The organism is Bacteroides sp. RTP21281st1_H5_RTP21281_210402 (assembly GCF_040918965.1).
Taxonomy (GTDB): domain Bacteria; phylum Bacteroidota; class Bacteroidia; order Bacteroidales; family Bacteroidaceae; genus Bacteroides; species Bacteroides congonensis.
Genome location: NZ_JBCOWR010000006.1, coordinates 33,840 through 59,689 on the forward strand (window position 1 = coordinate 33,840; position 25,850 = coordinate 59,689).

Genomic DNA, 25,850 nt, shown 5'->3' on the forward strand with positions numbered 1-25,850 from the left:
TTTATTTAAAAGTTAACTTGCAGACCCATTACTAAAGAAGTGGTAATCGGATAAGCTTTGTAGCTCATTTCAGGATCCCAACCATCGGGGAAATTACTCAGACAGAAAAGGTCACTACCGCTCACATAGAAACGGACACGATTTATGCCTGCCTTTTGCGTCCAAGTTTCAGGCAGGGTATAACCCAATGTGAGGTTTTTCAAACGGAAATATGAACCGTTGAACATCCAAAAGCTAGATGTGGCGTAGTTATTGTTCTTCGATACGTTCGAAAGGCGGGGATATTTGGCTGACAGATTCTCTTCAGCGGTATTGAAGGGACTCCAATATTTACCTTCGAGAATTGACGGCACGTTACCAAAGTTATCACGCAAAGGTTGTACCATGGCAGTTGAAAGGTACGAATTCTGCTTGCCGATACCTTGGAAAGCAATGCTGAAGTCAATCCCCTTGTAGGAAGCATTGAATGTACCGCCATACTGGAAACGAGGAAGTGAGTTACCCAAGGGGACACGGTCGTACTCGGGGCTGATGATTCCATCGGGCACACCATCAGGACCACTGATATCACGATATTTCAAGTCACCCACCGTTACGGTAGTGCTGGTACGGGCCGAATTGTTCACTTCTTCCTGAGTCTGATAGATGCCATCGCACACATAACCATAATATTCATTGAAAAGGACACCGGCACGCTTAATCTTACCACCGCTGATTTGCTCGCCATCATTCATATAGTCAATTTTTGAGAGGAAGTCAGAGAAATTCACATTCACGCCATACTTGAAGTCTCCTATCCGGTCGTTCCATGCCAGTTCGATATCATAACCATGGGTAGACATCTTGCCCGCATTTGTACTGGGATTGTTGTATCCCATGAAGTAAGGGATCTCGATATTCAGCAACATATCCTTAGTCTGCTTCCAATAATAGTCAAAGTGGAACTGTAGACGGTTATTGAAGAAGTTGGCATCCAAACCGATGTCGGTACTGGTAGTGGTTTCCCAAGTAATATCTTCTACAGCCAACACGGCAGGGCGGGCTGTCTTATCAGAAACAACGCTTCCGTCGGCCATATAGAATAATGAATTACCAAAGCTCATCAAAGCAATGTAGGGGAAATAGTTGTCGCCAATACGTTCATTACCTAACATACCCCACGAACCACGCAACTTCAGGAATGAAAGCCAGTCCCAATTGAGGTTCTTCATGAATTTTTCTTCGCTCATTACCCAACCTGCCGAGAATGAAGGAAAGGTACCCCAACGATAACCTTTGGCAAAACGTGAACTACCATCGTGGCGTACATTGGCCTGAAACAGGTAACGATCGGCGTATGAATAGATAACACGGCCGAAAACTGAATTAGAAGTATACTCATTGCCTTTACCGCTATTGGTCTGGAAATCTTCCGAACCGATATTGAGGTAAGGATAACCGGTAAGTTCGTATTTATCACGGGCAGCAGTCAGTTCTTCGTCCTTCATGTAGTAGTTCTCAAAACCTGCCATCACTGTAAGATTATGCTTGCCAAAGGTTCCCATATAATTAGCAATAAGCTGGCTGGTAACGTGATAATTATCCTTACGGGTTTCCTCAAGCGAATTGGTAGTCCATGTGCTGCCGGAGTCGAAATAACCGCCAAAAGTTTCGGGGTCATCGGCGAGGGTATATCCGCATGAGTTTTTAAACGCTTTCTTCTTTTGATAATTGATGAAAGGAGATACGATACCCGAGATGCTTAATCCCTTGATAGGTTTGAAAGTCAGCGAACCCTTACCTGCCACCTGAGTACTGTGAGCCACTGAGTTACCACCGGCCACAAGCAACCCGTAGGGGTTTGAACCACTCTTACCCGAAGCCAAACGACCATCGTCCCAGGTAGCGGGATAGATAGCAGGCATCTTACGCATGGTATCGAAAGGATCAAAATTCTTAGTACTACTCTTAGCATGACGGATATTCACATCTATTTGGGCACTAAGTTTGTCGTTGATATTAAAGTCGTTGTTCGAACGAAACATATAACGTTGGAATCCACGACCATCGTAAAGTCCGTCCACCTCGTCATACGAAAGGGTAGCTACCGACTTTACCGCTTTGTTACCGCCCGATACGGAGAGAGTGTGAGTCATACGGGGTGCACTCGACTTCAAAATCAAGTCAGTCCAGTCGGTAATGGGGTAGTTGTTGGGATCGGTAGCATTATACTTTACCCAATTCTTTGTTTGGTCGGCCGTGTATTCCTGAAAAAAACCGCCGGTAGGATTATCATTATACTTCAACTCGTTGCTCATCTCCAAGTAGCGGGTGACTCCTACCATGTTGGGTTGTTTGGTAGGGATTTCCCAACCAAATTCGGCATTGTACTTCAAATTGATTTTACCGCTATCGTTACCGCGCTTGGTAGTAACCAAGATAACGCCGGCAGCAGCTTTCGAACCGTAAATACTGGCTGCGGCAGCATCTTTCAGAACTGAGATGCTCTCGACATCATTAGAGTTCACATAATCGAGCGAGCTTTGTACACCGTCTACAATTATCAACGGACTCGATTCACCCATAGTAGTAATACCACGCACACGGATAGAAGCGGCACCGGAACCGGGAGCCGAGTTATCACGCGTCACCATCACACCCGAAAGTGATCCTTGCAAGGCATTGGAAAGCATGGCTGTGCGTTTGTTCACCAACTCTTCCCCTTTCACGGCTGCCACCGCACCGGTGAGGTCTTTCTTCTTCACCGCACCGTAACCGATAACCACTACTTCATTAAGTGCTTTACTGGCTTCTTCCATAACGACAGCATACATATTCTTGCTGTCTATCCGCACGGTTTTGTCATTATAACCGACATAGCTGATGAGCAGTTCGCTACCCTCAGGAACATCTATCTGAAACTTACCGTCAAGGTCGGTAATGGTAGCCGCATCACTGCCTTTCACACGAACCGTAGCGCCAATCATCGGAAGATCAGTAGCATCGACCACCTGTCCCGAAATACGCTTCGCCTTTTTCACCTGAGTGGCAGCCCTTTTAGAAGGATTGGCAGTGATAGTCACCTGGCGGTTCTGAATGTGATACTTCAAATCAGCCAGCCGGCATACTTCCGTCAAAATAGAATCAATCGACTTTCCTTGCAATTCGATGTTTACTTTGTTGTTGAGACAATCTTTCACAGGTTGGTCATAGACAAAAACATATTGGCTATGTTTCTCAATGTAGTCGAACACTTGTTTTACTGTCGAATCTTCGGCTTTAAGGATATACATCCCATTTACCTTTTCGAACGAAACAGTCGACGCGCTGGAATAAGCGGGTACAGACAGTAGTCCAGCCAGGCAGAAAGCTTTTGCCAAGCTCGCCACCGTAGTTGTGATTGTTTTTCGATTCATAATATAAGATTAATAATTAATATTTATTGCATAACGATTTATGAGTAATCTGCCGGTTACTTGTTGATTTTAAGTTTGCCGACTTTGCACCATCCCTCAAACAGAAGATTCTTGTCGACCGCCATTTTCAAGCCCGGCTGGCATGCTTTGGTTGTATCAACCAGACCGACAAGCCAGGTATAGCTTCCCTTTTGAAGACCATCCAAATTGATAGTGGTAGTATAATGACCATCATGGCCTTGCACCCAAGTTGAGAGGTCGGCCTCATCTACAAGCTGTTTTTTCACAATGTTATGATGAGTATCCATCAAAGCGATGCAGACTTTATATTTTCCTTTCCATTGGGGAATATTGGTAGGACAGTATCCCCAACCCAAATTGCGCCAATTATGTTGTACGCTTACCTGTTCGCCTGAACGAGCTTTATTTACGAAACTTACCTTAGTAGGATAGAGCCGATATCCTCCCTCACGTTCGAAACGCTTCACCAAATCGAAAGAGGTATTAAACCATGAAGCGACTTCATCACCAATGCGAAGATCCATCATATTGACATGAGCGTTGCGGCTTTCTTCGTACTCGCCTAAGCGCACATCCTCCGAATGACCTTCACGATACTTGCCGCTGGGATCAATCCAGTAACGGTGGTGTGCTCCGGTGATCCATCCTCCCTCCATAATGATGGGCAAGCGAAAGCGGTAAGCGCGGGCAAAATCTTTTTCCCACTGTTCGTAGTAGCCGGTCATCCCAAAAGCGTCGTGACGGATGGTGTATCCTTTGGCAATGGCTCTTTCAAGCAGTCTCTTACTATCAGGGTGTGGTTCCGCCCAACTGATGGTATCTCCGACCAGACGATGGTAGTTTATCACCAATGGCACACGTTTGAAGGCTTTTGCATAGGCATCGGTGATCCATTCGAATACTTCTTCTTTTTTTGAGTAATCATTATATTTCACACCGTGTGCTTCCCCCCACTTGCCAAGTCCATAGGCATCAATAAAATCCACTTTATCAGGATCGTCAAAAGCAACGGCAAAGGCTTGAAGGAATTTTTCGTATTTCTGTTGGAATACGGCATCGTCGGGATAAGGCGACCATATTTGGGAATTATTAGGATCTTGAAAACCTTTCGCACCGGCTTCCTTTACATAAAGAGGTGTGTTCTGTCCTTGGTCGCGGCTGTCTACATTGATACGGAAAGCCAACCGCATTCCACGTTCGCGCACCGAAGCAAGCAATTTATAGATACGTGAGTCCGGATCGTTCCATACATACTTTCCCTCCTTATTCTCAAGCATATTCCAATTGATGCGAATATAACATGTACCGGCGTAATCGCTCACACGAACAGTGGAATCCCCGCCATTTACGGGCATAGCATCATAGCGTTGGGTCTGCCAAAAGTTTTCATCCCATGCACGTCCCAGGTACATTACCCAACCCGTAAGGGGATTTTTGAGTACAGAAGTAGTATCAGGCTCAAAACATACTGTTTGTTCGGGCGCTTTTAGTCCTTTAGTTATAGATACTTGTGTATGTGCCGAAGACCATCCACAGAGTATCAGAGCCGCTATAAAAAGCATAAATGTGCGTAACAAAGTGTATCTTTTCATATTTTTCACTGGTATTAATAAAGCATAGCTTCTCCTTACGAGAAGGCGTATAAGTTTCCTCTACCTTGCTATGAAGGCATTATAAATTGGTTGATAATAAGTTCTTATGTAATTATTTCATTCAGTAGCAACTGACTACAAAAGCAGTTACTTCTTCACTAAGTAGATTGTATCACCACGAATTTCCATACGAGTCCGCGTCATGGTTTCAATGGCTTGCAAGGCTTCACTGACATGATCACCCAGCATTAATTTGCCATAAATTTTATCTGCCGACATCCCATCGTCAAACAAAATAGTCACTCCATAATAATGACTAAGCCGTTGAGCTACCGACTCCACACTTTCACCATCAAGGTTAATCATACCCTGCATCCAACAAGTGTATTCGTCCGTATTCACTGTCCGTTTCTCGGCAAAGCTTCCCTCCTGCAAATTCACCAATTCATTCGGCTTCATACGAACCCGGTCATTGTTTGTCGTTTTCAGCTCTACCGCTCCTTGAACCAACACCACTTGCGAATCCGAAGTATCGTAATTGTTCACATTAAATCTTGTCCCAAGTACCTTCACTCTAAAATTATCGGAATGAACCAGAAACGGATGCTCTGCATCGTGTGCCACATCGAAGTAGGCCTCACCTTTCACGTATACCTCACGGCACTCGCCATCAAAACGTTTGGGATAGCGGACAATCGTACGCGAGTTGGCTATGATCTTTGTGCCATCGGCTAACATCAGCGTCATCTTTTCACCGACAGGCACTTCCACTTCTTCATCATATGCGTCAGCCATCAATTCCGTAACTTCCATATGGGACAGACCGCCCATTGCATCTTCTGTAACTATATATTTTATACCTATTAAAAAAAGCAGCGTAGCAGCTACTGAGCCGATATACATCAGAACGCGTCGCTGCCTGGTTTTACGTTCATGTTGATGCATTTTCAAAAAGGCTTTTTTCTTAATGCCGGAGATATCTATCTCGGCTGGGGCACTGTGTTCTACAAACGACTTCAATTTGATGTCGCCCGGCAAATCCCCATATGTATAATCATTAATATCTTTATCCATCTTCAATTCTTTTTATCCTTTCAATATCTTTTTCCCTTTTATAATCCTCTCATGAGAAGTTCCCTTCTATTTATAAAGACGCAAAGGTTAGATTTATCTATAGGTTGAAATTCTATTTTTTTTCTTTTAATGCTATTTTTTTATAAATCACCCGTCCACAAGTCTCTTTCTCAAAGCATTCATAGCATATCCTATATGGTAATTCACAGTAGGAAGCGAGATTTGCAACATACGCGCAATTTCCGCATAAGGCATTTGTTCCAATTTAGCCAAAAAGAATACATGCTTGCACTTGGGTGGCAAACTATTGATTGCTTCATTCAAGCATTGGAGTTCTTCATGCGAAAGCATATCATCCATTGGAGTTTGCATATCAGGAAAAGAGAAATCTTGAAGTTCCTCAAAAGATATCTCTTGATTACCCTTTGCCTCCTTGCGCAAATAAGAGATTGATTTACGATATACAATCGTATTCAACCAACTCAACATGCTGGCTATTTCCAAAAGCGTCTTACGTAGTTTCCACACTTCAAAGAAAACATCGCCTACCACTTCTTCAGCCATTTCCTTATTACTAAGAATACCAAAGGCATGATAGTATAACCTCTTTGAATATCGGTTCATGAAACTGTTAAAAGCCAGTTCATCCCCTTTGGAAATCAACAAAAGTTCTCTTTCCAAGTCTTCCATTTAATTAGATTACTATTTTATATATTTACAGGCGCAGAATTCTTGTATGTTATATAGGTGGAGCTACATAATATTAACTTTCTTTATCAATAACAGAAGGAGCCATATCATTACTTTGAAACGAAGTTTGATATAGCCCTTCTATACTCAACAGTTACAATCGGAACTGTATAAAGCAAGTATTCTATTTTTGGCATCCTCTCTATAAGGGAACTGATTATCTCGCCATTTTGTAAATTTCATTGCCCGCCATCAAGAAAGCGCCGACTCCATAAACTTCCGTCATATCACGGGTCACTTTCTTCGGGTCGGCACCGATTTGCTGTACGTAGCCCAGTTTTCCATTCGGTTCTACAGCCGAGACTAATGCATTCCAGCCTTTTACCATCACAGGAAGATAGGTTTCCTTATCCAATAAGCCTTCGTTTATTCCATAAGCAATGGAATAGACAATGAAAGTAGTACAACTCGTTTCCGGTGACGGATAAGAGGCAGGATCCAAGAGACTGGCATGCCAGAAACCGTCCGGATGCTGCAATCCGGCAACACGTGTAGCCAGTTTTACAAACAATTCTTCATAAAATTGACGGTTCCTGTCTTTCTTGGGCAGTTCCTTTAATATTTCAACCAGACCACCAAGCACCCAACCGTTGCCACGTCCCCAAAAGACTTTCTTGCCATTGGCTTCACGCTTATCAAAATAACGCCAGTCACGGTAGAACAGGTTTTCTTCTTTATCGAACAGGTAATCATAAGTCGCTTTATATTCACGATTCATAAATTTGATATACTTTTTCTCTCCGGTCAGCATATACAGCTTGGCATATACAGGGGGAGCCATAAAGAGAGCGTCACACCAAGTCCAACGTTCCAAGGTCTTTAAATCGCCCTCCACTAGTTTGAAACTGCCTTCGGACGGATGATTGACAATCCATTCTGCACGGGCGAGCGTAGGGATAATCATTGCTTTGTCTTTGTACTTGCGGTATAAATCCAAAAAGGACTGCGATACGGCGATGTCATCAGCATGATAAAACCGTTTGTCCGGCTGCCAGCAATTCCGCCGGCCTATACGGGTAAGCCACTTATAATATGTATCATCACCGTCTTCTTTTTCAGCTAATTCCGCCCAATCCACCATGCCGACATAAAGAGCGCCTTGCGGCCAGTTCAAGTCGTCATGTTCAGGAGCGGGATGTGGATTGGCAATCTGCCAATCCGCCACCTTTCGCATGATAGACTTTATTTCTGCTTTTTGAAAAGGAATCTCTGTTGCCATTATAAAAACGGAACATAACAGAGACGCTCCCAATAAAAGTGTTTTTTTCATTATATATTTATTTGTTTATCATTCGGTATTATAACTAAGCCGTAGCCTTTAAAGACATCTCCTTATTTTTCCCATTACCGGATTTTAGTCTACCAGCTCTATCTTTACTTTCTGGTCTTTTACCAGAATATAATATTCTCCGGTTTCTAGAAATCGTTTACCGTTCCCATCAACAAAACCAAAATCACGTTCCAAGTCAACATCAAAACGAAATACTTTCGTTTCACCAGCCTTGATTAGTTGCTTCTCAAAATGTTTCAATTCTTTCACCGGACGAGTAATAGAACAATAAGGGTCAGAGATAAACCAATGTACCGTTTCCAGGCCATCACGTTTTCCCGTATTCGAGACAGAAACTTCTACTGAAAGACTTCCATCACGTTTGACTGCCGTAACAGAAGGAGTAACAGTGCCATACTTGAATTCTGTATAGCTCAGTCCGTGACCGAACGGATACAACGGGTCACTTGTAATGTCCTTATAGAAGCCCTGATGTCCGCGACCGCTCTTACGACGGTTATAATAAATAGGAATCTGTCCTGTCGAATAAGGGAAAGTCATGGCAAGTTTGCCGGAAGGGTTAATACGCCCTGACAATATTCCCGCCATTGGAACCGCACCATTCACACCCGGCTGCCAAATTTCTAATATAGCATCAGAAATAGGTTCTAACCGGTTCAACTCTAACGGGCGTCCGTTCACCAATATCAATACGACTGGTTTACCGGCTTTCTTCAATTCTTTTGCCAGTTCTTCCTGAATCTGAGGCAATGCAATAGAGGAACGGGAAGCATTCTCACCACTCCAAGTCATCATCTCGCCCAGACAAAGAACAACTACGTCAGACCAACGGGCCGCTTCCAATGCCTCTTCAAAACCTTTGCGATTATTTCCTTGTGTGTTGCAACCTAATGCATAACGCAGTTCAGCTTTTCCTGCAAACTCAGTTACCAATCCATTATAAAGCATTGCTACATCCGTATCTTTCCCATGGCCGCACCAAGAGCCTAACAAATCCCAACCATTTTTTGCCATAGGTCCTATTACGGCAATCTTCTTTTTATTTACCAACGGCAGTAATCCGTTCTCGTTTTTCAGCAATACCATAGATTCTGCCGCAAGCTGGGCTGCGATATCCATACTCTGCGGACGAAAAAAACGTTCCTTCTCAGTTGTAGTCGGAGTATAAGGGCGCTCAAACAAGCCTAAACGGAATTTGACCCGCAAGACACGACGTACTGATTCATCAATCTGAGCCATTGTTATTTTTCCTTCTTCAACGAGCTCTTTCATATGGCGATCGTAAGCATGAGACATCATATCCATCTCAAGACCGGCATTAAAAGCATACACTGCCGCTTCTTTCTTGCTAGCTGCCAATCCCTGATTTTTCAGTTGCTCGATTGCTCCCCAATCGGAAACGATAAACCCATCATGTCCCCAACGTTCTTTCAGAATCTCCGTCATCGTATAGCGATTGGCTGATCCGGGAATTCCACTAATGTCATTAAAAGAGCTCATAAGAGTAGCTGCCCCTGCCTTCACTCCCATCTCATAAGGCGGCAGATAGGTATCCCAAAGAGTTTGCGCAGAGATTTCAGTATAAACATAATCACGTCCAGCTTCTGAAGCACCATAACCAATATAATGTTTCAGGCAAGCAGCTATACGGTCTTCGGCCGACATATCATCTCCCTGATAACCACGCACCGAAGCAGCGGCAAATACTCCATTCGCATACGGGTCTTCACCGTATCCTTCGGCCACACGTCCCCAACGAGGGTCACGCGCCACGTCAATCATCGGTGAGAACGTCCAGTCCACTCCCGACATACGGGCTTCTTGCGCAGTAACGGCGCATGCTTTCTCTACCAGTTCAGGATTCCATGAACAAGCCTGCCCCAAAGAAATAGGATATATAGTACGGAATCCGTGAATGGCATCGTAACCAAAAATAATAGGAATGCCCAAACGAGACTCTTCCATAGCCTTCTTTTGCACATTATTACGCAAAGTAGGGTTCGTATCGTAATAAATCAATGAACCGATTTCTGCCGGCACTTTCTTAACCTCTTCTCCTATATTATTCACATTGTTATTCCGCCCCATGGTATATTGGTTCAGTTGCAGAATTTTTTCTTCCAGAGTCATACGTGTCAGCAAATCATCGACTCGTTCTTCAATTGGTACTTTAGCATCCTTATATATAGGGACACTCTTCTTATCTTTTGCCGAAAGAGTATATGCTACTCCGAACAGGCATAAACCGAAAATTAATGTTTTTCTTCTCATTACGTTTATGTCGGTTAGTTATTATTCTATTAATCCAATTTCTACTGGTCATATGGAAGATAAATTCCCACGCGAAAAAGCCAGTAATCTCCTGATAGGCAGAAACGGGATAGAACTTATTTTATTTCATAATCATCCCAATTTATAGGAAAACAAGGCCATCAATCCGATGACCTTGCGCTATCTAAATCTGTCCTAATAAATAGGTGTTTTCAACCCACCCGATATAGTTTCCGGTTTTACAAAATCAACCATATCAGTAACTGCATCCGGTTTCACTACTGCCAGATGCGCCGCATTTTGAGCAATCTTGACTATTTGCGGATCAATAGTTTGAGGCGCATATGAATTTCCAACTACCGTTTGCCTAAAAATAGCCTCAAACCAAGTGCATGCCGCCGTATAGCGACCATAAGTTACTTCCAAATGATAACCATCCCTATTGAAGGAATCTCCCAAGAAAGAAGTACGTCCATTCTGAATAGCAGTTCCTGAAGGAATCAATATATTGAGTTCTGTATTATCTTGCATTGCTTGGTTGGCTGCCGACACAATCGCATTATACATAGTCATCTGATCCCTATTATAATCCGGAAAACTTTCATGTGTTGACGAAGAAGCGTAAGCCCATGTCTGATGCCACATCAACTTTGCTTTTGGACGAAATGTCTGTACTTCAGCTATCAAATCCGCTAGTGCGGCGTAAGTTTCATACTTACCCGATTTCCCGCTTGCCTGCTGCAAACTAATGTAATCCCATTTTTCATCAATCAAGGCATCAGACAAGCGATAATTACCTTTATTCACCTTCTTTCCATCTTTAACCTTTCTATATTCATAAGCTGCATTATCACCTTTCATATTATTCAGATGTTTGTCCAAATCACATCCACCTATATACATATTCCCAATGACAACTTCAATACCAGCCGCCTGAGCCAAGTCGTACAAATATTGTTCTACCGCATCCTGAGAAAAGCTATTACCTATTGCCAATATTCTTGTCGGACTTTGATTAACCGTCACGGAAATAGAAGCTGAAAGACGTTTTGTTTCTCCCGGACATTCTATCTTGATAGAAGCCTTTCCGGAAGAAATACCCGCTATAGTAATACTTCTATCATAGTTCTGAGTAACTGTAGCCACATCAGGATTAGAAGAAGTACAAACATACTCCAATTCACGTTCTTCATCTGAGCTAAATGTAATATTCACATTGGTTTCTTCGCCAGTCATTACAGTTACCTGTTCTGAGGCTACTATCATCCACTTATTGTTCAAATAAGGATAAGGTTTTTCATCATCTGAGCATGATGTAAATACATTTCCAAACGACAGGAATATATATAATAGAAGTAAACCACTCCATAGTGATTTGCTTTTCCAAAATAAAGTCTTCATAATAATTAATTTTAGTTACTACTCCGTCCAATCAAATGCAGGAAATAAATGAAATTATTCAATAAATCACTTTACAGTGACTTGCAGCAATTTCACCCAACCAGAATCTGTCAGATTCTTTGTTACAGCCATTTGCAAACCAATCTCATTATCCTTGGTTGTATCAACAAGTCCTACAGCCCAGTTGTAAACTCCAACAGAAACCCCTTTCATTGTTAAATCGAAGTTATATGTAGTCGGTTTTCCTTTTAGCCATGTAGACAAGTCTGTTTGCTCATCAACAAATACTTTTACCACTTTATCATTATTGTCCAACAATGCAAACGCAACTTTATACTTTTGATTCCACTGCGGTATATTCGTAGGGCAATATCCCCATCCCATATTATTCCAACGATGAACAATTGACACCTTCTGCCCACTTGTCGCATCTTTCGGCAAAGAAATCATATCGGGATATAAACGATATCCTCCTTCGGTAACAAAACGCTGTACCAAAGAAAAGCATTTGGTAAACCATGAATTTGTTTCATCTCCCACACGAAAATCCATCATATTTACATGTGCTTCAGCAGAAGCGTCAAATTCCCCCTGACGAACATCTTCCGGATGACCTTCTCTATATTTTCCACTCGGGTCAATCCAATAACGGTGCGTTCCTCCAGTAATCCAACCACCTTCCATTATTATAGGACGTTTATAATTCCATCTTTCAGCATACTGCTTTTCCCAATCCTGATAATAACCCGTCATACCAAAAGCATCATGACGTAGACTATATCCCTTATTTATTGCACTACTTAAAAGCTTTTCTGTATCCGAGGCTACCGCACCCCAACCTGAAGTATTATTGGCACCTACTAATCTATGATAATTGATGACCAAAGGAACTTTCTTAAAACAACGCGAATACAAGCTTGTAATCCATTCAAAAACTTTTTCCTTATTCGCATAATCTTTATAAATCATAGTATGTGCTTCTCCCCACTTACCTAATCCATAGGCATCAATAAAATCCACCTTATCCGGATCATCAAATTCTTTGGCAAACGCTTCAATAAAAGCAGCATATTTCTGCTGAAATATCTCGTCGTCAGGATAAGGCGATTTACGGCTTTCTCCATTATTTCCATTAGGATCCGCATAAGATGCAGCTCCTGCATCAAACACATATTGGGGAGTATTCAAGCCTTGATCACGCCCATCCACAACTATACGAAAAGACAATCGCATATTTCTATCCAATGCACTTTTCAACAATTTCGTCAATCGGGCATTCGGGTCGTTCCAAATATAAACACCTTCGCTCGGATTTAAAGAACTCCAACTAGTACGAATATAACAAGTACTTGCATAGTCAGAAACCTTGACCGATTTTGCCAATTCCGGCACTTTCATATTATCGTATCCCTCGGTGGTCCAAAAGTTCTCATCCCAACCACGTCCCATATACATCACCCATCCGTTTAACGGATTACGAAGAACTGTCTTTTTATCTCCAGCAACTTTGACTGTTACATTCCCGGCAGGAAGCCCTTTATCGCCCTCGTCATTTACTTCATCATCACCACCTGAACAAGCAGACAAAGTCCCCGAACAAGAAAGTAAACAAACCAGCCCCCATAGTCTTACAACCGATAGCATCTTCTCTATTTTCATATATTCCAATCTTATTTAATTAAAAACTATTGCCGTATCTATCAAGAGATTCCTTTTGTATCTGAATCGCTATTCCGATACGGCAATAATCAATATGTCATTAATCACAAATACTTACTATTTTTTATCAAAACGCACTTCCATAGTTCGTAAATTAACGACTATAAAATTGATACCTGCAGTCGTTAAGTTATAATAAGCATTACGCTGAGCTCCATCACCTCCCATCAACTGCATATTAGAACCAATAGTTATTGGTAACGTTTGTGCAGTTCCGCTACTTGTCAACGGACAGCTATATGCATAAGCCTTAGTAGTATTAGCATCACCTGCCGCATATACCACAAACTTGATTGTACCGGACTTCAATGCTGCCCCTTTATACACGAATATCAACGGATCTGCCTGGCTAGGTGTAAGAATTGTAGTACAGGTATTGCTCCAACCATTCATACCTCCATAAGCATATAACTTCGTAACAGTAGTTTGAACAACCTGATCTTTATATTCTCCAGCATTACCAGTCCATTCTACAATTACAGGTTCTAACGGTTTATCAGGAGAATTAATCGTCACGGTCTTTTTCTCCATATTAACTACAATACGATATTCACCATCTTTTGGAATATTCCATGCAATAGGTTCTGCTCTCATCACAACATTTTCTTGTTCGCCATCTTGCAAAGTACCTTCTCCATCTGCCGGACAGATATAATTAGTTTCCCCTTCAAATTCTACAGGAATCTCCAATTCTCCTTGCCTCAAATCACCCAAGAAAGCATATTGATATTCATTCTCTATAGTCTTACTCATCGTTATTCTTCCTCCGGTCATTGCTGTTCCATCAAGGTAAACTCTATCTGCATCGAAAACAATCGGTTTATATGGTCGAACATTTACTGATACCGTACGGACTTCCGGTTTTACCCAACGAGTTCCACCGTCCCATTTAGCTATGACACGAAATTGAATCGTTGCAGATTTATTACTGGATTGCCCCCATTTCTCTGTCAACAAATTCTGTAATTCTGCTGTTGTGTAGCTTTTACTAAACACACCTTCTTCTTCGTCATTACGCACACAAGAATTAAAATTACTTCCTTCAATATCTATTTTCGTCACATAGGAAACCATATATTCTTCCGGCATTTCCCGTGCCGGAGTCCAGTCAAAAGTCAACACTACATCATCCAGCCTGTCTCCATCCAATTCTATATCCGTAGTCGAAGCGGTCAGTTCCAGACATTCTGCAACATCCGATTGATTATTATTCTTGTCATCATCATTACATGCGCTCAAGCATATTACAGCTGCTATCGGCAACCACTTATATAATGATCCTATTTTACTCATAATTATTGTTTTTAAGGTAAAACATTATTTCCACCATCCCGGCAATTGTCTCAAGTTTATATTCACATCCATCTCATCTTGAGGTATAGGCCACCAATAACTGATGAACTTTCTTGTTTGGTAAACAGTACGCTTATAATAAGAATCCCTGTCCTCCTTCTTTGCCAGCATGTTCATTCCCCAAAATTTTCCGTTCAATGCAGTTTCAGCTTCCTTCCAACGACGTAAATCATCAAAACGTAATCCTGCTTCACAATTCATTTCCACTCGTCTCTCTCTACGAATTAACTGACGCATCTCTTTCGGATCGGTCGGTGCTGTTATCTTTCCAGCTTCCGTACCTTCACTATACTGAGGAATACCTGCTCTCTCACGGATTTTATTGATATATTTCAATATTTCCTTCTTATTAGAATCATATGTCCCCATATCAATACTATATTCATTCAAAGACTCAGCATAACTCAGATAAGCTTCAGCCAAACGGTACAAACATCCTTGACGATTCTTATAATTACCACTACTTTCGGTGGGAATTGCAGAAGGATCGACACGCTTACGAATTAAATAACCAGCACATGGTGAATCGTGAGAGGGACCTCCATCCTCACCACCATTAAAGAAGTTTGTAGCTTTCTTCTTGCCCCAATGATATTCTTCATTGTATAAGACTGATATATAGAAACGGGGTTCACGTCCACAATACATTTTATATGTATTAGCCGGTACAATCACATTCTGATCCTTTGCAGCATCTCCTTTCGCTGTACCATACATCCATCTTGTATTAAAAGATTCATCTGCCGTTGAGTATCCATTTTCGCTATATCCTGAAACCTCATTTATAATAGGACTTCCACCGTCATTCGTATATCCGGTAATAGGAATCAATCCATTCCTCATAAAGAAAGCATCAACCAATGACTGAGTAACCCCAATAGCACCAGCTCCACCCATACTACGCGGATTTGCCTGACGATCGAAATAACCTGCATCATCATAAGACCTAGGATATATTATCTCTAAATTACCTTGATTACGACGGAGCATCAATGCATTCTGATAAGAAAGGAACGGGTCGATATCTTCACCATTACTCAAATATTCAATATGTAACTTATGACCCGATTTCTCGGCTTCATCAATCACCAACTTATTAGCTTCAACAGCTTGTCTCCAACGATTTGAATCATGTTCAGGATTAAAAATTGGCGTACCATCACAATTCTTCATATTTACCATGTCAGTATCCTGATTCCCATTAACCAAATCGCTGGCGGCAAAAGTAAGCAGGCGAGCACGTATAGCCAAACAGGTAAGAGAAGTTATACGACCATATTTATTGTCATCATCATAGAACGGAGGTAATTCTTTTGAAGCCTCAAGCATTTCATTTGCAGCCCAATCTACTACTGTATAAAAAGGCTCTTGTTTTAACAACAAGCTTTCTCCTGTAGTTTCTTCAGCAGCTTCACGAATAATAGGAATAGCCCCATAAGTCATGACCATCATCGCATGAAATTGTGCAATAAGGAAGCGACATTCAGCCTTCATATAATTAACCTCTTTTTCCGAAACATCCGCAATTGCATGGGCATATTTTATAAAAGTATATGCCGAGCGAATAGCCCTTGGGAAAGTTGTCCAATAGCTAATTACTCCTCCACTATTCGCTGTCCAGTTTCCGTTCTGGTAGAAAATGGCTTTAAATCCCTGAGACTCCCATCCTACAGAAGGCGCTAATTCATCAGAAACAGCATCAGCACCATCATATGTATAAAATTTAGGAACTAAGCTATAAATATATGCCAACCAACGTTCCATATTGTTCTTATTCTCAAATACAGATTCCAATGTCAATTGATCATCCGGCTCTTTATCCAAATAGTCAGAACAAGAAGACATGGGAAACAAAGCTGTTATGCCTAATGCAATAAATATTATTATTTTATTTTTCATACTATTATATCTTTAGAATCTGATTTCAAAACCTGCGGATAATGATTTCATTACAGGATAAGCAGCACCCGTTTTATCTTTTACTTCAGGATCCCACAATTTAAAATTCGAGAAAGTTAACAAGTTAGTACCTCTGACAAAAATACGCGCACCAGAAATGAATATATTCTGCATCCATTTTTTAGGGAATGAATATCCTAATTCAATATTCTTCAGACGCATGAAACTCATATCTCGCAACCACCATGTAGAAGGCTGACTATTGTTAGAGTTGGTTCCATAGTCCAAACGAGGATAAAAGACATCCTGACTAGGATTATCAACGGTCCAACGATCATTATAATTAGTGAATATATTATAAGTAGTACCTTTGTTGGAAGCTGGTATAATGTTTCCTGAAAGAATATTCCAACTTCTCCCAATTCCTTGGAATAATACACCAAAATCAAGATCTTTCCACTTCATATTCAGCCCAAAACCATATACAATCTCGGGATCAATAGTGCCTCCTATCGGTGATTGGTCAAATGCATCAATCGCTCCATCCTTATTCACATCTACATATTTGATATCACCCGGTCGCACTTTAGCTGTAAAACTTTGTGTTGGAATACCTTCTTTTAATGTTCCTGTTGTCACATCTGCAAAATCATCTTCAGTAAAAAGCCTATCAGCGACATACCCAAACAATTGGTTGACCGGATGCCCCGTTTCAGCTCTATTTGTACCAATTACAGCTTGAGGTTCATCTTTTTCTATTATTTCATTATGAGCATAAGTAAAAGTACCCATCAAACTTATATACAAATTTTTATTAAACTGTTTGTTGACATTCAATGACAATTCAACACCACGGTTAGTTACTTTACCATAATTGCTCCATGGCTTTTTAATAAAACCGGCAGTCGCCGGTACAGTAGCACGTTCCATGAAGATATTGTGACGCCGTTCTTCAAAAACATCAACCTGTAAATCGACCAAACCTTTCAACAAGCCTAATTCTAAACCGATATTAGCTTTATTTACAATTTCCCATGTTAAGTCCGAAACCGCAAACTCTCCTTCTGCCATACCATTTTTTGAATATCCGGACTCTACTCCCCATTTATACAACTTCAAAGTCTCATAATCATCTAATATGGTAGAAAGATAAGCAAAACGACGTCCTGACAAGTTTGCATTACCTGTCTGTCCATAAGAAGCACGTAATTTCAACTTTGAAATAATATTTCTCATTGGCTGCATAAATGATTCTTCAGATACAATCCAACCAATTGCTCCCGATGGGAAAAAACCATATCGCTTACCTTTAGCAAAATTTTCAGAACCATTATAACCAAAATTAAATTCAGCTATGTATTTTCCACCATAAGTATAAGAAGCACGTCCTGCCAATCCCTGAGTACGATATGGCAATTTCTCACCTTTATCGTAATTACGGCGATTAAATAAAAGCAAACCGGAAACTGCATGTTTTTCTGCAAATGTATGATCATACATCAGGCTTGCCTCCATATACACACTCTTATTCCCATAATCAGCAGATTTATCATAACCCAAGAAATTACTACCGTTTTGCTTTTTTGTCAGAACAAGTTCTCCTTCTTCGTTTCGGGATGTAGCAGCGTTATAATATTCTGGTGTTTTTGAACGTTTCACTGTACCACTTGAATAACGGTCAAAAGAAAATACACCTTTAACTTTTAAACCCGGTGTTATAAACTTCAAATCCTGTTCCAATGAAAACAATGTTTCAATTTTACTCGCACTTGTACGTTGATAGCCACTTTGAGTAGCCATTGCCCAAACATTACCTTCTTCCGTTCCAGCCATTTCTCCTGAAGAATACTGCGCAGGAAATGTAAAAGGAACAGCCCGGAATGCACGACTAAAAATCAAGCTAACATCTTGAGTAGTAGAATTACGGTCCTGTAAATAGCCACCAATATTAAAGCGCAATTGAGTGGTCGGAGAAAGTTTTAAATCAACATTTGAACGAACATTATATCGCTGTAATTTGATAGAAGGATCCCATTCTTGCTTCTTGTCTCGTTGCAAAATGCCCTGCTCATTAAAAACTGCTGCAACAAACGAATAGCGCAGACGCTCCGTACCTCCTGAGATATCGACACTCACGCGTTGATTAGATGCATTATCTTTAGAAATTGCATCAATCCAATCAACATCCGGATATAAATCAGGATCATATCCAGTACGAGTCTTTGCGATTCTATCAGCATACATAGGAGACTGTCCGGTATCAATCAAGGCATCATCCAATACTTGCATATAATCAGCTGCTCCAATATATTCAGGCAATTTAACCGGTTGAGTAAAAGAAAATTCACTCTTTACCACAACACGCGGTTTACCAACCTGCCCACGTTTCGTGTTAATAAGCACTACACCATTAGCACCGCGCACACCATAAACAGCACTTGCAGCAGCATCCTTCAATACAGAAAAAGATTCAATCTCCTCTGGATCAATATTATTCAAATCACGCTCAATACCATCCACTAAGACCAAAGGGTCTCCACCTGCTTTCCCAAATGTACTGATACCACGAATCCAAAAGGTAGAGTTATCATAGCCCGGCTCACCGGAACGCTGTACAGCAAGCACACCTGAAACAACACCGGCTAAATTATTACTCAATGAACGACTTGTAGAAACTTTCAACTTCTCAGGCGCCAATGTAGTAATAGAACCGACCACCGATTCTTTTTTTTGTGCACCGTAAGCAACCACTACTACTTCATCTAACTGACCTACATCCTCTACCATCTGTACGTTAACAACTTTCCGGTTATCAACAATTTCTTCTTTTGGTACAAAACCAATATAACGGAAAGAGAGTACTGACTTTCTCATAGGAACAATAATACTGTAATTACCATTCATATCTGTTAATGAATGCACTGTAGAATCATTCTTCAAAATGATTGTTACACCAATTAACGGCTCGCCTTTTTCATCTGAAACGTTACCTGTTACCTTTATACCTTTCTGTTGTGTAGTCTGCTGTACCTTAGGAGCTTCTGGAACTGAAATTGTAATCTGTCTTCCTGACACTTTATAACTCAGTCCTGTCTCAGAAAACAATTCTTTTAAGACAACATCTATTTTCTTATTGGAAACTGAAATGGAGACTTTATTATTCAGATTTCTTTGAACATTAGCAGAGTAAATAAAAATATACTTACTATGTTTTTCAATATAATCTAGAATATCTTTAACTGTAGCATTCTCATATTGTACCGAGAATAGATCTTCTTCGGAATTCCAACGAATAGAATTAGTACCGAATGAGGAAAATGGAATTATAAAAAAGACATTTATAATGCAAAAAAGCTTAAGTCTTTTCTTCAAGTGTAAAAAAATACTTTTCTTTACCATAAAAATTTCTTTTTAGGTTAACAATTTTGGATTTATTGATTTAACTAAGGAATTAATATCGGGTAAATACGGCAATATTTATCCGATTTTTTTTGTGTGTCATAATGGCTATCTGTTCTTCATAGGCAAGCATATTTAAAAGATTAATTAAAAAATTATTATTTATTCAAGTATATACTAGTATCTCTTTTTTCTATCGTGAATGGCAATGTTTGCTGGATACATTCAATCACCTCATCTATATCGTCTTTCAAATCAAGTTTCCCATAGACCTTTTCACTACCTACAAGTGGATCACATTGTATGGATATACCATAATAAATACTCAGTTTTTGGATTATCTGTGACAAATCATTGCCATTTAATAGCATAATTCCATCTACCCAACTAATATATTCAGCTACATCGACTTGCTTTTGACTGGTAATTGCACCACCAGCTATATTCAATAAATCACGTGGAGCCAATTGTGCTTTCTTCTCATTTCTATCAGTTACTTCCACTGCTCCTTCTACCAATACGATATTGGTCGCACTTCCTTTATAATTAGAAATATTAAACTTTGTACCAAGTACTCGCAAATTAAAATCCTCAGATTCGACAATAAAAGGATGCTTTTTATCATGAGCAACCTCTAAGAAAACTTCCCCCTGAGCATATATCTTACGAATGTCACCTTTAAAACGACGAGGATAAACGACTTTAGACTGAGAATTTACTACTAAACGAGTCCCATCTGACAACTCTATTCTTGCTCTCTTTCCAGGAGGGACAAGCAACTGATTATATTCTTGTTCATCCCTTGCCTTTTCCCCTTCTTCTTTAATAACCTGAGAATTAACCGCAACCTTTCCTTCTTTTGAATATTTGATAAAGGCATCTTCGTCTAAGTTCAATTGTTCTTTAGCAGTTATAAGAGTTACTTCATCAACAGCCTGGCTATCCATTCCTTCTGCAATAGCCTGCAAATCAACATCAACAATAGTTGTTTGATTCAGAAAATAAATTGTTGATATACAAATCAAAACAGAAGCAGCAATAGAAGCGGAAGTTATCAATAAATAGTTCCGTCTGCGTTTCTTTTCACCTTCTCGTATTTTTATGCGCGTTTTCTCTATAATGGAAGAAGCATTAATTTTTTCTTGTTCGCAGCTTTCCCAAAAGAATCTCAACGTCTCACCTTCAGGCGTAGTGGTAAAATCATCCTCAAGTTTCTCCTGAGAATTCAATTTACCAAATAAATTTGCAAGGCGAAAGTATTCTTTCAAGTTCATAATCTTTTTAATGTTGTTCTATTATTAAAGACGCAACTTAAAAAAGAATCTCCCAGTTAAAAATGAACTTTTTTCATTTTCCGCAAGAAAAAAAGTTTGAAACAAGTTTATTTCATTAATAGTTCATTGATATACAGAATAGTAACTAAGAAATAAAAATATCATTTACGAGAGCGGATATTCAATTTTACTGCTATTTCGCTCAACGCAAAAGCTATATGATTATTGATAGTTTTCACAGATATATCTAATAATTTAGCAATCTCTTTATAAGGTAGTCCCTCTATCTTCGCCAAGAAAAAGACATGCTTACATTTAGGTGGTAGCTGTTGGATAGCATTGTTTATTTTCTCCATCTCCTCTTTACTAATCATCGCCTCGTCAGGCGACTGGATAGGAGCAAATATAAAATCCCCTATACCGTCAAGCGATAATTCAGTTTTTCCCGTTTCCTTCCTCAAATAAGAAATAGCTTTCCGATAAGTAATTGTCTGTATCCAAGCATTCATATTTTCTATACCACCCAAAGTTTTTCTGTTTTTCCAAACTTCATAGAAAACATCACTTACAACCTCTTCGGCCGGCTCCTTTTGACCAATCAAAGCAAAAACATAATGATATAGACGTGAAGAATAACGTTCCATAAAACGATAGAAAGCCGCTTCATCACCGTTTACAATTCTGTCTATGTCATTACTTTCAGGTCTCACGGAAGTGTTTTACAGATTATTTCTAATTAACAAAATTGGGCCAAATATAGCAGTATATTAGGAAATATAAAAATAAATACTGAATTAAAAGTTATCAATTATAGAAAAGTTTCTACAATAAATACTATAGGAGTCTCTTACTTAAATAACGCACCGGATACCACACGGAAAGGAAACCGACAGCTAGAACTGTCACAAAAACAAGTACTACATCCCAAGCGTGAACGCTGACAGGATAGGCATCTACGACAAAAGTGCCGCCACCGCCGCCGAGTGAGATTACACCAAATTTCTGTTGAATTAGACATAAGATCAGACCTAGAATAATTCCGGAAACGGCACCCAAAAGAGAAATAAGCCGACCTTCAAATAAAAAGATACGGGAAATAAGTTTGTCGTCAGCTCCAAGACTGCGTAAAGTCGCAACATCATCTTTCTTGTCCAAAATCAACATGGAAAGAGAACCAATCACGTTGAAGCAGGCAATCATTAAGATGAAGGTGAGGAATAAGTAGGAAATCAGTTTTTCTATCTCCATAATACGAAAGACGTCCGCTTGTTGCTGATAGCGGTTCTGAACAACGAAAGCATCCCCCAGTATTTTTTCTATTTTAGATTGCACGGATGAAACATTTGCATCAGGCTTCAGCTTCAATTCCATAGCGGAGACTTCTGTTGTATAGTCCAGTAGTTGACGGAGGAAATCAAGAGAAGTCAGAATATATTTCCCGTCGTATTCCTGTTGGTTTACTACAAACACAACGCCGGGAGAATAGAGGTAATCCTGATTGAAGGAAGCACCGGGATTCGCCATATTCACTTTGGCATTTCGTTTGGGAAGATATACTTGAAGAGGATCCACGAATTGCAGTCCCGTACCTAAGGTTGCTACCAATTCGACTCCCATTATCCCATAATTTACAATCGAATCATGGAGAAGGAATTCACCGGCACCATAGAGGATGCTATCAATGGCAGTCAGTTCCTCAAAATTATCTTCCACTCCTTTCAGCACAACCATAGCCTGACGGTCTTTATATTGTACCATCGCATTCTCTTCGAGCGTTTCCGTAAATACCTCAATTTCAGGAAGCGCACAGACGGCACGGATCCGTTCATCCTGCCCGTCAAAGACTTTACCCTCACGGACAGTGATTTTCAGTTGCGGATCGAATGCCGTAAAGAAACTAGCTACCATATCCTGAAATCCATTAAAAACGGAAAGTGTACAGACCAGTGCAAGTGTAGCAAGAGCTACTCCGCACACAGAAATACCGGATATGATATTAATAGCATTATGCTTCTTTTTCGAGAAAAGATAACGCTTGGCTATATAGAAGGGAAAATTCACCTCTGTAATGAACTATTTCACTTCAACAATGAATCAATCTTCTCGATATAATCCAATGAGTCATCCACGAAGAATTTCAGTTCGGGGATAATACGCAATTGATGACGGACACGGGTGCCCAGTTCATAACGGATAGACTTCATGTTATCATTGATATTCTTCACCATTTCTTCCGCTTTCTCAGACGGAAAGACACTGAGATAAACACGGGCAATACTCATATCAGGGCTGATACGAACTGTACTAACAGATACCAATATACCCGGCATTGCTTTTGTCTGAAGCAGGAATATCTCGCTTAGCTCCTTTTGCAACAGGCGGGCGATCTTATTCTGTCTTGTTGTTTCCATAAATCTACTCCTTTATTTTTTTCTTATAATTGTTAACCCATCACGCAAGGGTAATATCACTTTCTCCACTCGTTTATCTTCTGCAACAAGATCATTGAAAGCCTTTATTCCAATTGTCTGGGCATCGTTGCTACGAGGCTGTTCCAACACATGACCATCCCAAAGCGTGTTATCGGCAATGATATACCCACCTTCGGAAAGATGTGCCAGCGTCATTTCGTAATATTCGATATACTTGCGTTTATCACCATCGATAAAAGCCATATCAAAGGTAACACCCAAGTCCGGAACAAGTTCTAAGGCATCACCAATATAAAAACGGATTTTGTCGGCATACGGTGATTTTTCCAGCCACGGACGGGTAAAGTCCTCTTGTTCATCATTTATCTCGAACGTATGCAACATTCCACTTTCCGGCAAACCTTCTGCCAGACAAAGAGCGGAATATCCGCTATACGTTCCGATTTCCAATATCTGGCGAGGCCGAATCATCTCTACAAACATCTTCAACATCCGCCCCTGCAAATGCCCTGAAGCCATACGGGGACGGAGCAGCTTTACATGCGTATCCCGGTAAAGTGACTTTAAATAGTCACTTTCGGGATCAATATGTTGCAGAATATATTCGTCAATAGATTCAGTCTCTTGCATAAAATCCAGCTTTTACAGATAACGGTTATTATTAGGCAATACGGTTTCATCCGCATGTTTCAATGCGTCCTCTACTACATTGATTTCCAAGAATGAAGTCTTTGTACCCGCTTTACCACTACTCAAATATCCTACCATGTCAGTTGGCTGCAGGCGTCCTTCTTTCAACAATCGGCGCAATGCAGCGAAATAATATTCCTGCCCGTTTGCCAATTCCGGCATATAGATAGCTTCCACTCCGTAAGAAAGAGCCAGATGGCGCATCGTTTTTTCCTTATAACAGATAGCCAACACCGGATATTTTCCACGGAAAGCAGCCAGATTACGGGCAGTGCGCCCACTATAACTGTCAGTTATGATAGCACGTATCTTCAATTTAGAGGTAGCTTTCACAGCCTGCTTGGCAAGGAACGCCGTTACATCATTGCTATTCTCATCCAATGGGATACGGATATCATTCTCTTCCAGTTTATCCTTTTCAGCCTGAGCAGCGATTTTAGTCATTGTTTTTACAGCATCCACCGGATATTTACCGTAGGCAGTCTCACCGCTCAACATCAAAGCGTCTGTACGATAATAAATTGCGTTCGCAATATCAGTAACCTCCGCACGAGTCGGACGAGGGTTGTTTATCATTGTATGAAGCATCTGTGTGGCAACAATCACCGGCTTCTTGGCAAGGATACATTTACGAATCAGCACGCGTTGGATTCCCGGGATACGTTCCTGCGGAACTTCGATGCCCAAGTCACCACGGGCAACCATCACACCATCAGCCACTTCAAGAATCTCGTCAATATTATCCACACCTTCCTGATTCTCTATTTTAGCAATAATCCTGATATCACTGTTGTGAGCATCCAGGATTGCACGAATATCAAGTACATCCTGACGGTTGCGCACGAATGAGTGGGCGATAAAATCTATGTCCTTCTCAATCGCATAAAGGATATTATTGCGGTCTTTCTCTGTTAATGAAGGAAGATTGATACGAACACCCGGTACATTCACGCTCTTACGACTTCCCAAAGTAGCTTCGTTCTTCACTTCACAAAGCAGGTAATCTGCAGTTTTATCAATGACTTCCAGTTCCAAGTCACCATCATCAATCAGAATCGTACCGCCAATATTCAGGTCATGTACGAAATCCGGATATGAAACGGCGATACACTCACGAGTAGTTTCAAGTTCAGGATTGCCAACAATCTTCACTTTCTCACCTATCTTATATGGAATCGGTTCAGCATTAGCTGTCGTGCGAACCTCCGGGCCTTTAGTATCCATCAAAATCGCAATACGGTTGGATACCGTACGCACATTTGCAATCAAAGCTTCAAAACCTTCACGGC

17 protein-coding genes are annotated in these 25,850 nt (G+C 40.6%); all 17 read right to left on the minus strand.

All coding sequences use genetic code 11. From position 1 onward, the window contains the following. Positions 1-5: 5 nt before the first annotated feature. Complete coding sequence (locus AB5443_RS10695; protein WP_368113450.1) at positions 6-3,395, minus strand: SusC/RagA family TonB-linked outer membrane protein; 3,390 nt, start codon at positions 3,393-3,395, stop codon at positions 6-8. A 56-nt stretch (positions 3,396-3,451) separates the two neighbouring features. After that, positions 3,452-5,008: a DUF4832 domain-containing protein gene (locus AB5443_RS10700; RefSeq protein ID WP_368113449.1), complete on the minus strand. Its 1,557-nt coding sequence runs from the start codon at positions 5,006-5,008 to the stop codon at positions 3,452-3,454. Between the two features lie 147 nt (positions 5,009-5,155). Then, complete coding sequence (locus tag AB5443_RS10705) at positions 5,156-6,082, minus strand: FecR domain-containing protein (protein WP_333697633.1); 927 nt, start codon at positions 6,080-6,082, stop codon at positions 5,156-5,158. Between the two features lie 147 nt (positions 6,083-6,229). Then, complete coding sequence (locus AB5443_RS10710) at positions 6,230-6,772, minus strand: RNA polymerase sigma factor (protein WP_022136872.1); 543 nt, start codon at positions 6,770-6,772, stop codon at positions 6,230-6,232. 217 nt (positions 6,773-6,989) lie between these two features. Continuing rightward, positions 6,990-8,102, minus strand: a complete 1,113-nt coding sequence (locus AB5443_RS10715) for a glycoside hydrolase family 105 protein (RefSeq protein ID WP_368113448.1) — start codon at positions 8,100-8,102, stop codon at positions 6,990-6,992. An 84-nt stretch (positions 8,103-8,186) separates the two neighbouring features. Beyond that, complete coding sequence (locus AB5443_RS10720; RefSeq protein ID WP_368113447.1) at positions 8,187-10,394, minus strand: glycoside hydrolase family 3 N-terminal domain-containing protein; 2,208 nt, start codon at positions 10,392-10,394, stop codon at positions 8,187-8,189. A gap of 195 nt (positions 10,395-10,589) precedes the next feature. Continuing rightward, a complete protein-coding gene (locus tag AB5443_RS10725) occupies positions 10,590-11,795 on the minus strand; it encodes a DUF4886 domain-containing protein (protein WP_083589267.1) in 1,206 nt (401 codons plus the stop codon). 66 nt (positions 11,796-11,861) lie between these two features. After that, complete coding sequence (locus AB5443_RS10730) at positions 11,862-13,454, minus strand: DUF4832 domain-containing protein (RefSeq protein ID WP_073347478.1); 1,593 nt, start codon at positions 13,452-13,454, stop codon at positions 11,862-11,864. Between the two features lie 117 nt (positions 13,455-13,571). Continuing rightward, entirely contained in the window at positions 13,572-14,807 is a 1,236-nt protein-coding gene (locus AB5443_RS10735) for a SusE domain-containing protein (RefSeq protein WP_289771606.1), read from the minus strand. Positions 14,808-14,831: 24 nt separating this feature from the next. Continuing rightward, the gene (locus tag AB5443_RS10740) at positions 14,832-16,766 is read right to left on the minus strand and encodes a RagB/SusD family nutrient uptake outer membrane protein (protein WP_073347228.1); all 1,935 of its coding nucleotides are present in this window, start codon (positions 16,764-16,766) and stop codon (positions 14,832-14,834) included. Between the two features lie 12 nt (positions 16,767-16,778). Continuing rightward, positions 16,779-20,165, minus strand: coding sequence for a TonB-dependent receptor (locus tag AB5443_RS10745; protein ID WP_368113446.1), 3,387 nt, complete (start codon positions 20,163-20,165; stop codon positions 16,779-16,781). Positions 20,166-20,323: 158 nt separating this feature from the next. Then, positions 20,324-21,439 (minus strand): FecR family protein, encoded by a 1,116-nt coding sequence (locus AB5443_RS10750; RefSeq protein WP_368113445.1) that lies wholly within the window; start codon positions 21,437-21,439, stop codon positions 20,324-20,326. A 161-nt stretch (positions 21,440-21,600) separates the two neighbouring features. Continuing rightward, on the minus strand, positions 21,601-22,149 hold the full coding sequence (locus AB5443_RS10755; RefSeq protein ID WP_195661747.1) for an RNA polymerase sigma factor: 549 nt from the start codon (positions 22,147-22,149) through the stop codon (positions 21,601-21,603). Between the two features lie 124 nt (positions 22,150-22,273). Next, positions 22,274-23,500 (minus strand): FtsX-like permease family protein, encoded by a 1,227-nt coding sequence (locus tag AB5443_RS10760; protein WP_368113444.1) that lies wholly within the window; start codon positions 23,498-23,500, stop codon positions 22,274-22,276. A 17-nt stretch (positions 23,501-23,517) separates the two neighbouring features. Continuing rightward, positions 23,518-23,850, minus strand: coding sequence for a 30S ribosome-binding factor RbfA (gene rbfA, locus AB5443_RS10765; RefSeq protein WP_022139163.1), 333 nt, complete (start codon positions 23,848-23,850; stop codon positions 23,518-23,520). Between the two features lie 12 nt (positions 23,851-23,862). After that, complete coding sequence (locus tag AB5443_RS10770) at positions 23,863-24,501, minus strand: O-methyltransferase (protein WP_022139164.1); 639 nt, start codon at positions 24,499-24,501, stop codon at positions 23,863-23,865. 12 nt (positions 24,502-24,513) lie between these two features. After that, positions 24,514-25,850 (minus strand): pyruvate kinase (pyk, locus tag AB5443_RS10775; RefSeq protein ID WP_368119605.1); only part of this gene is annotated, 1,337 nt, incomplete at its 5' end.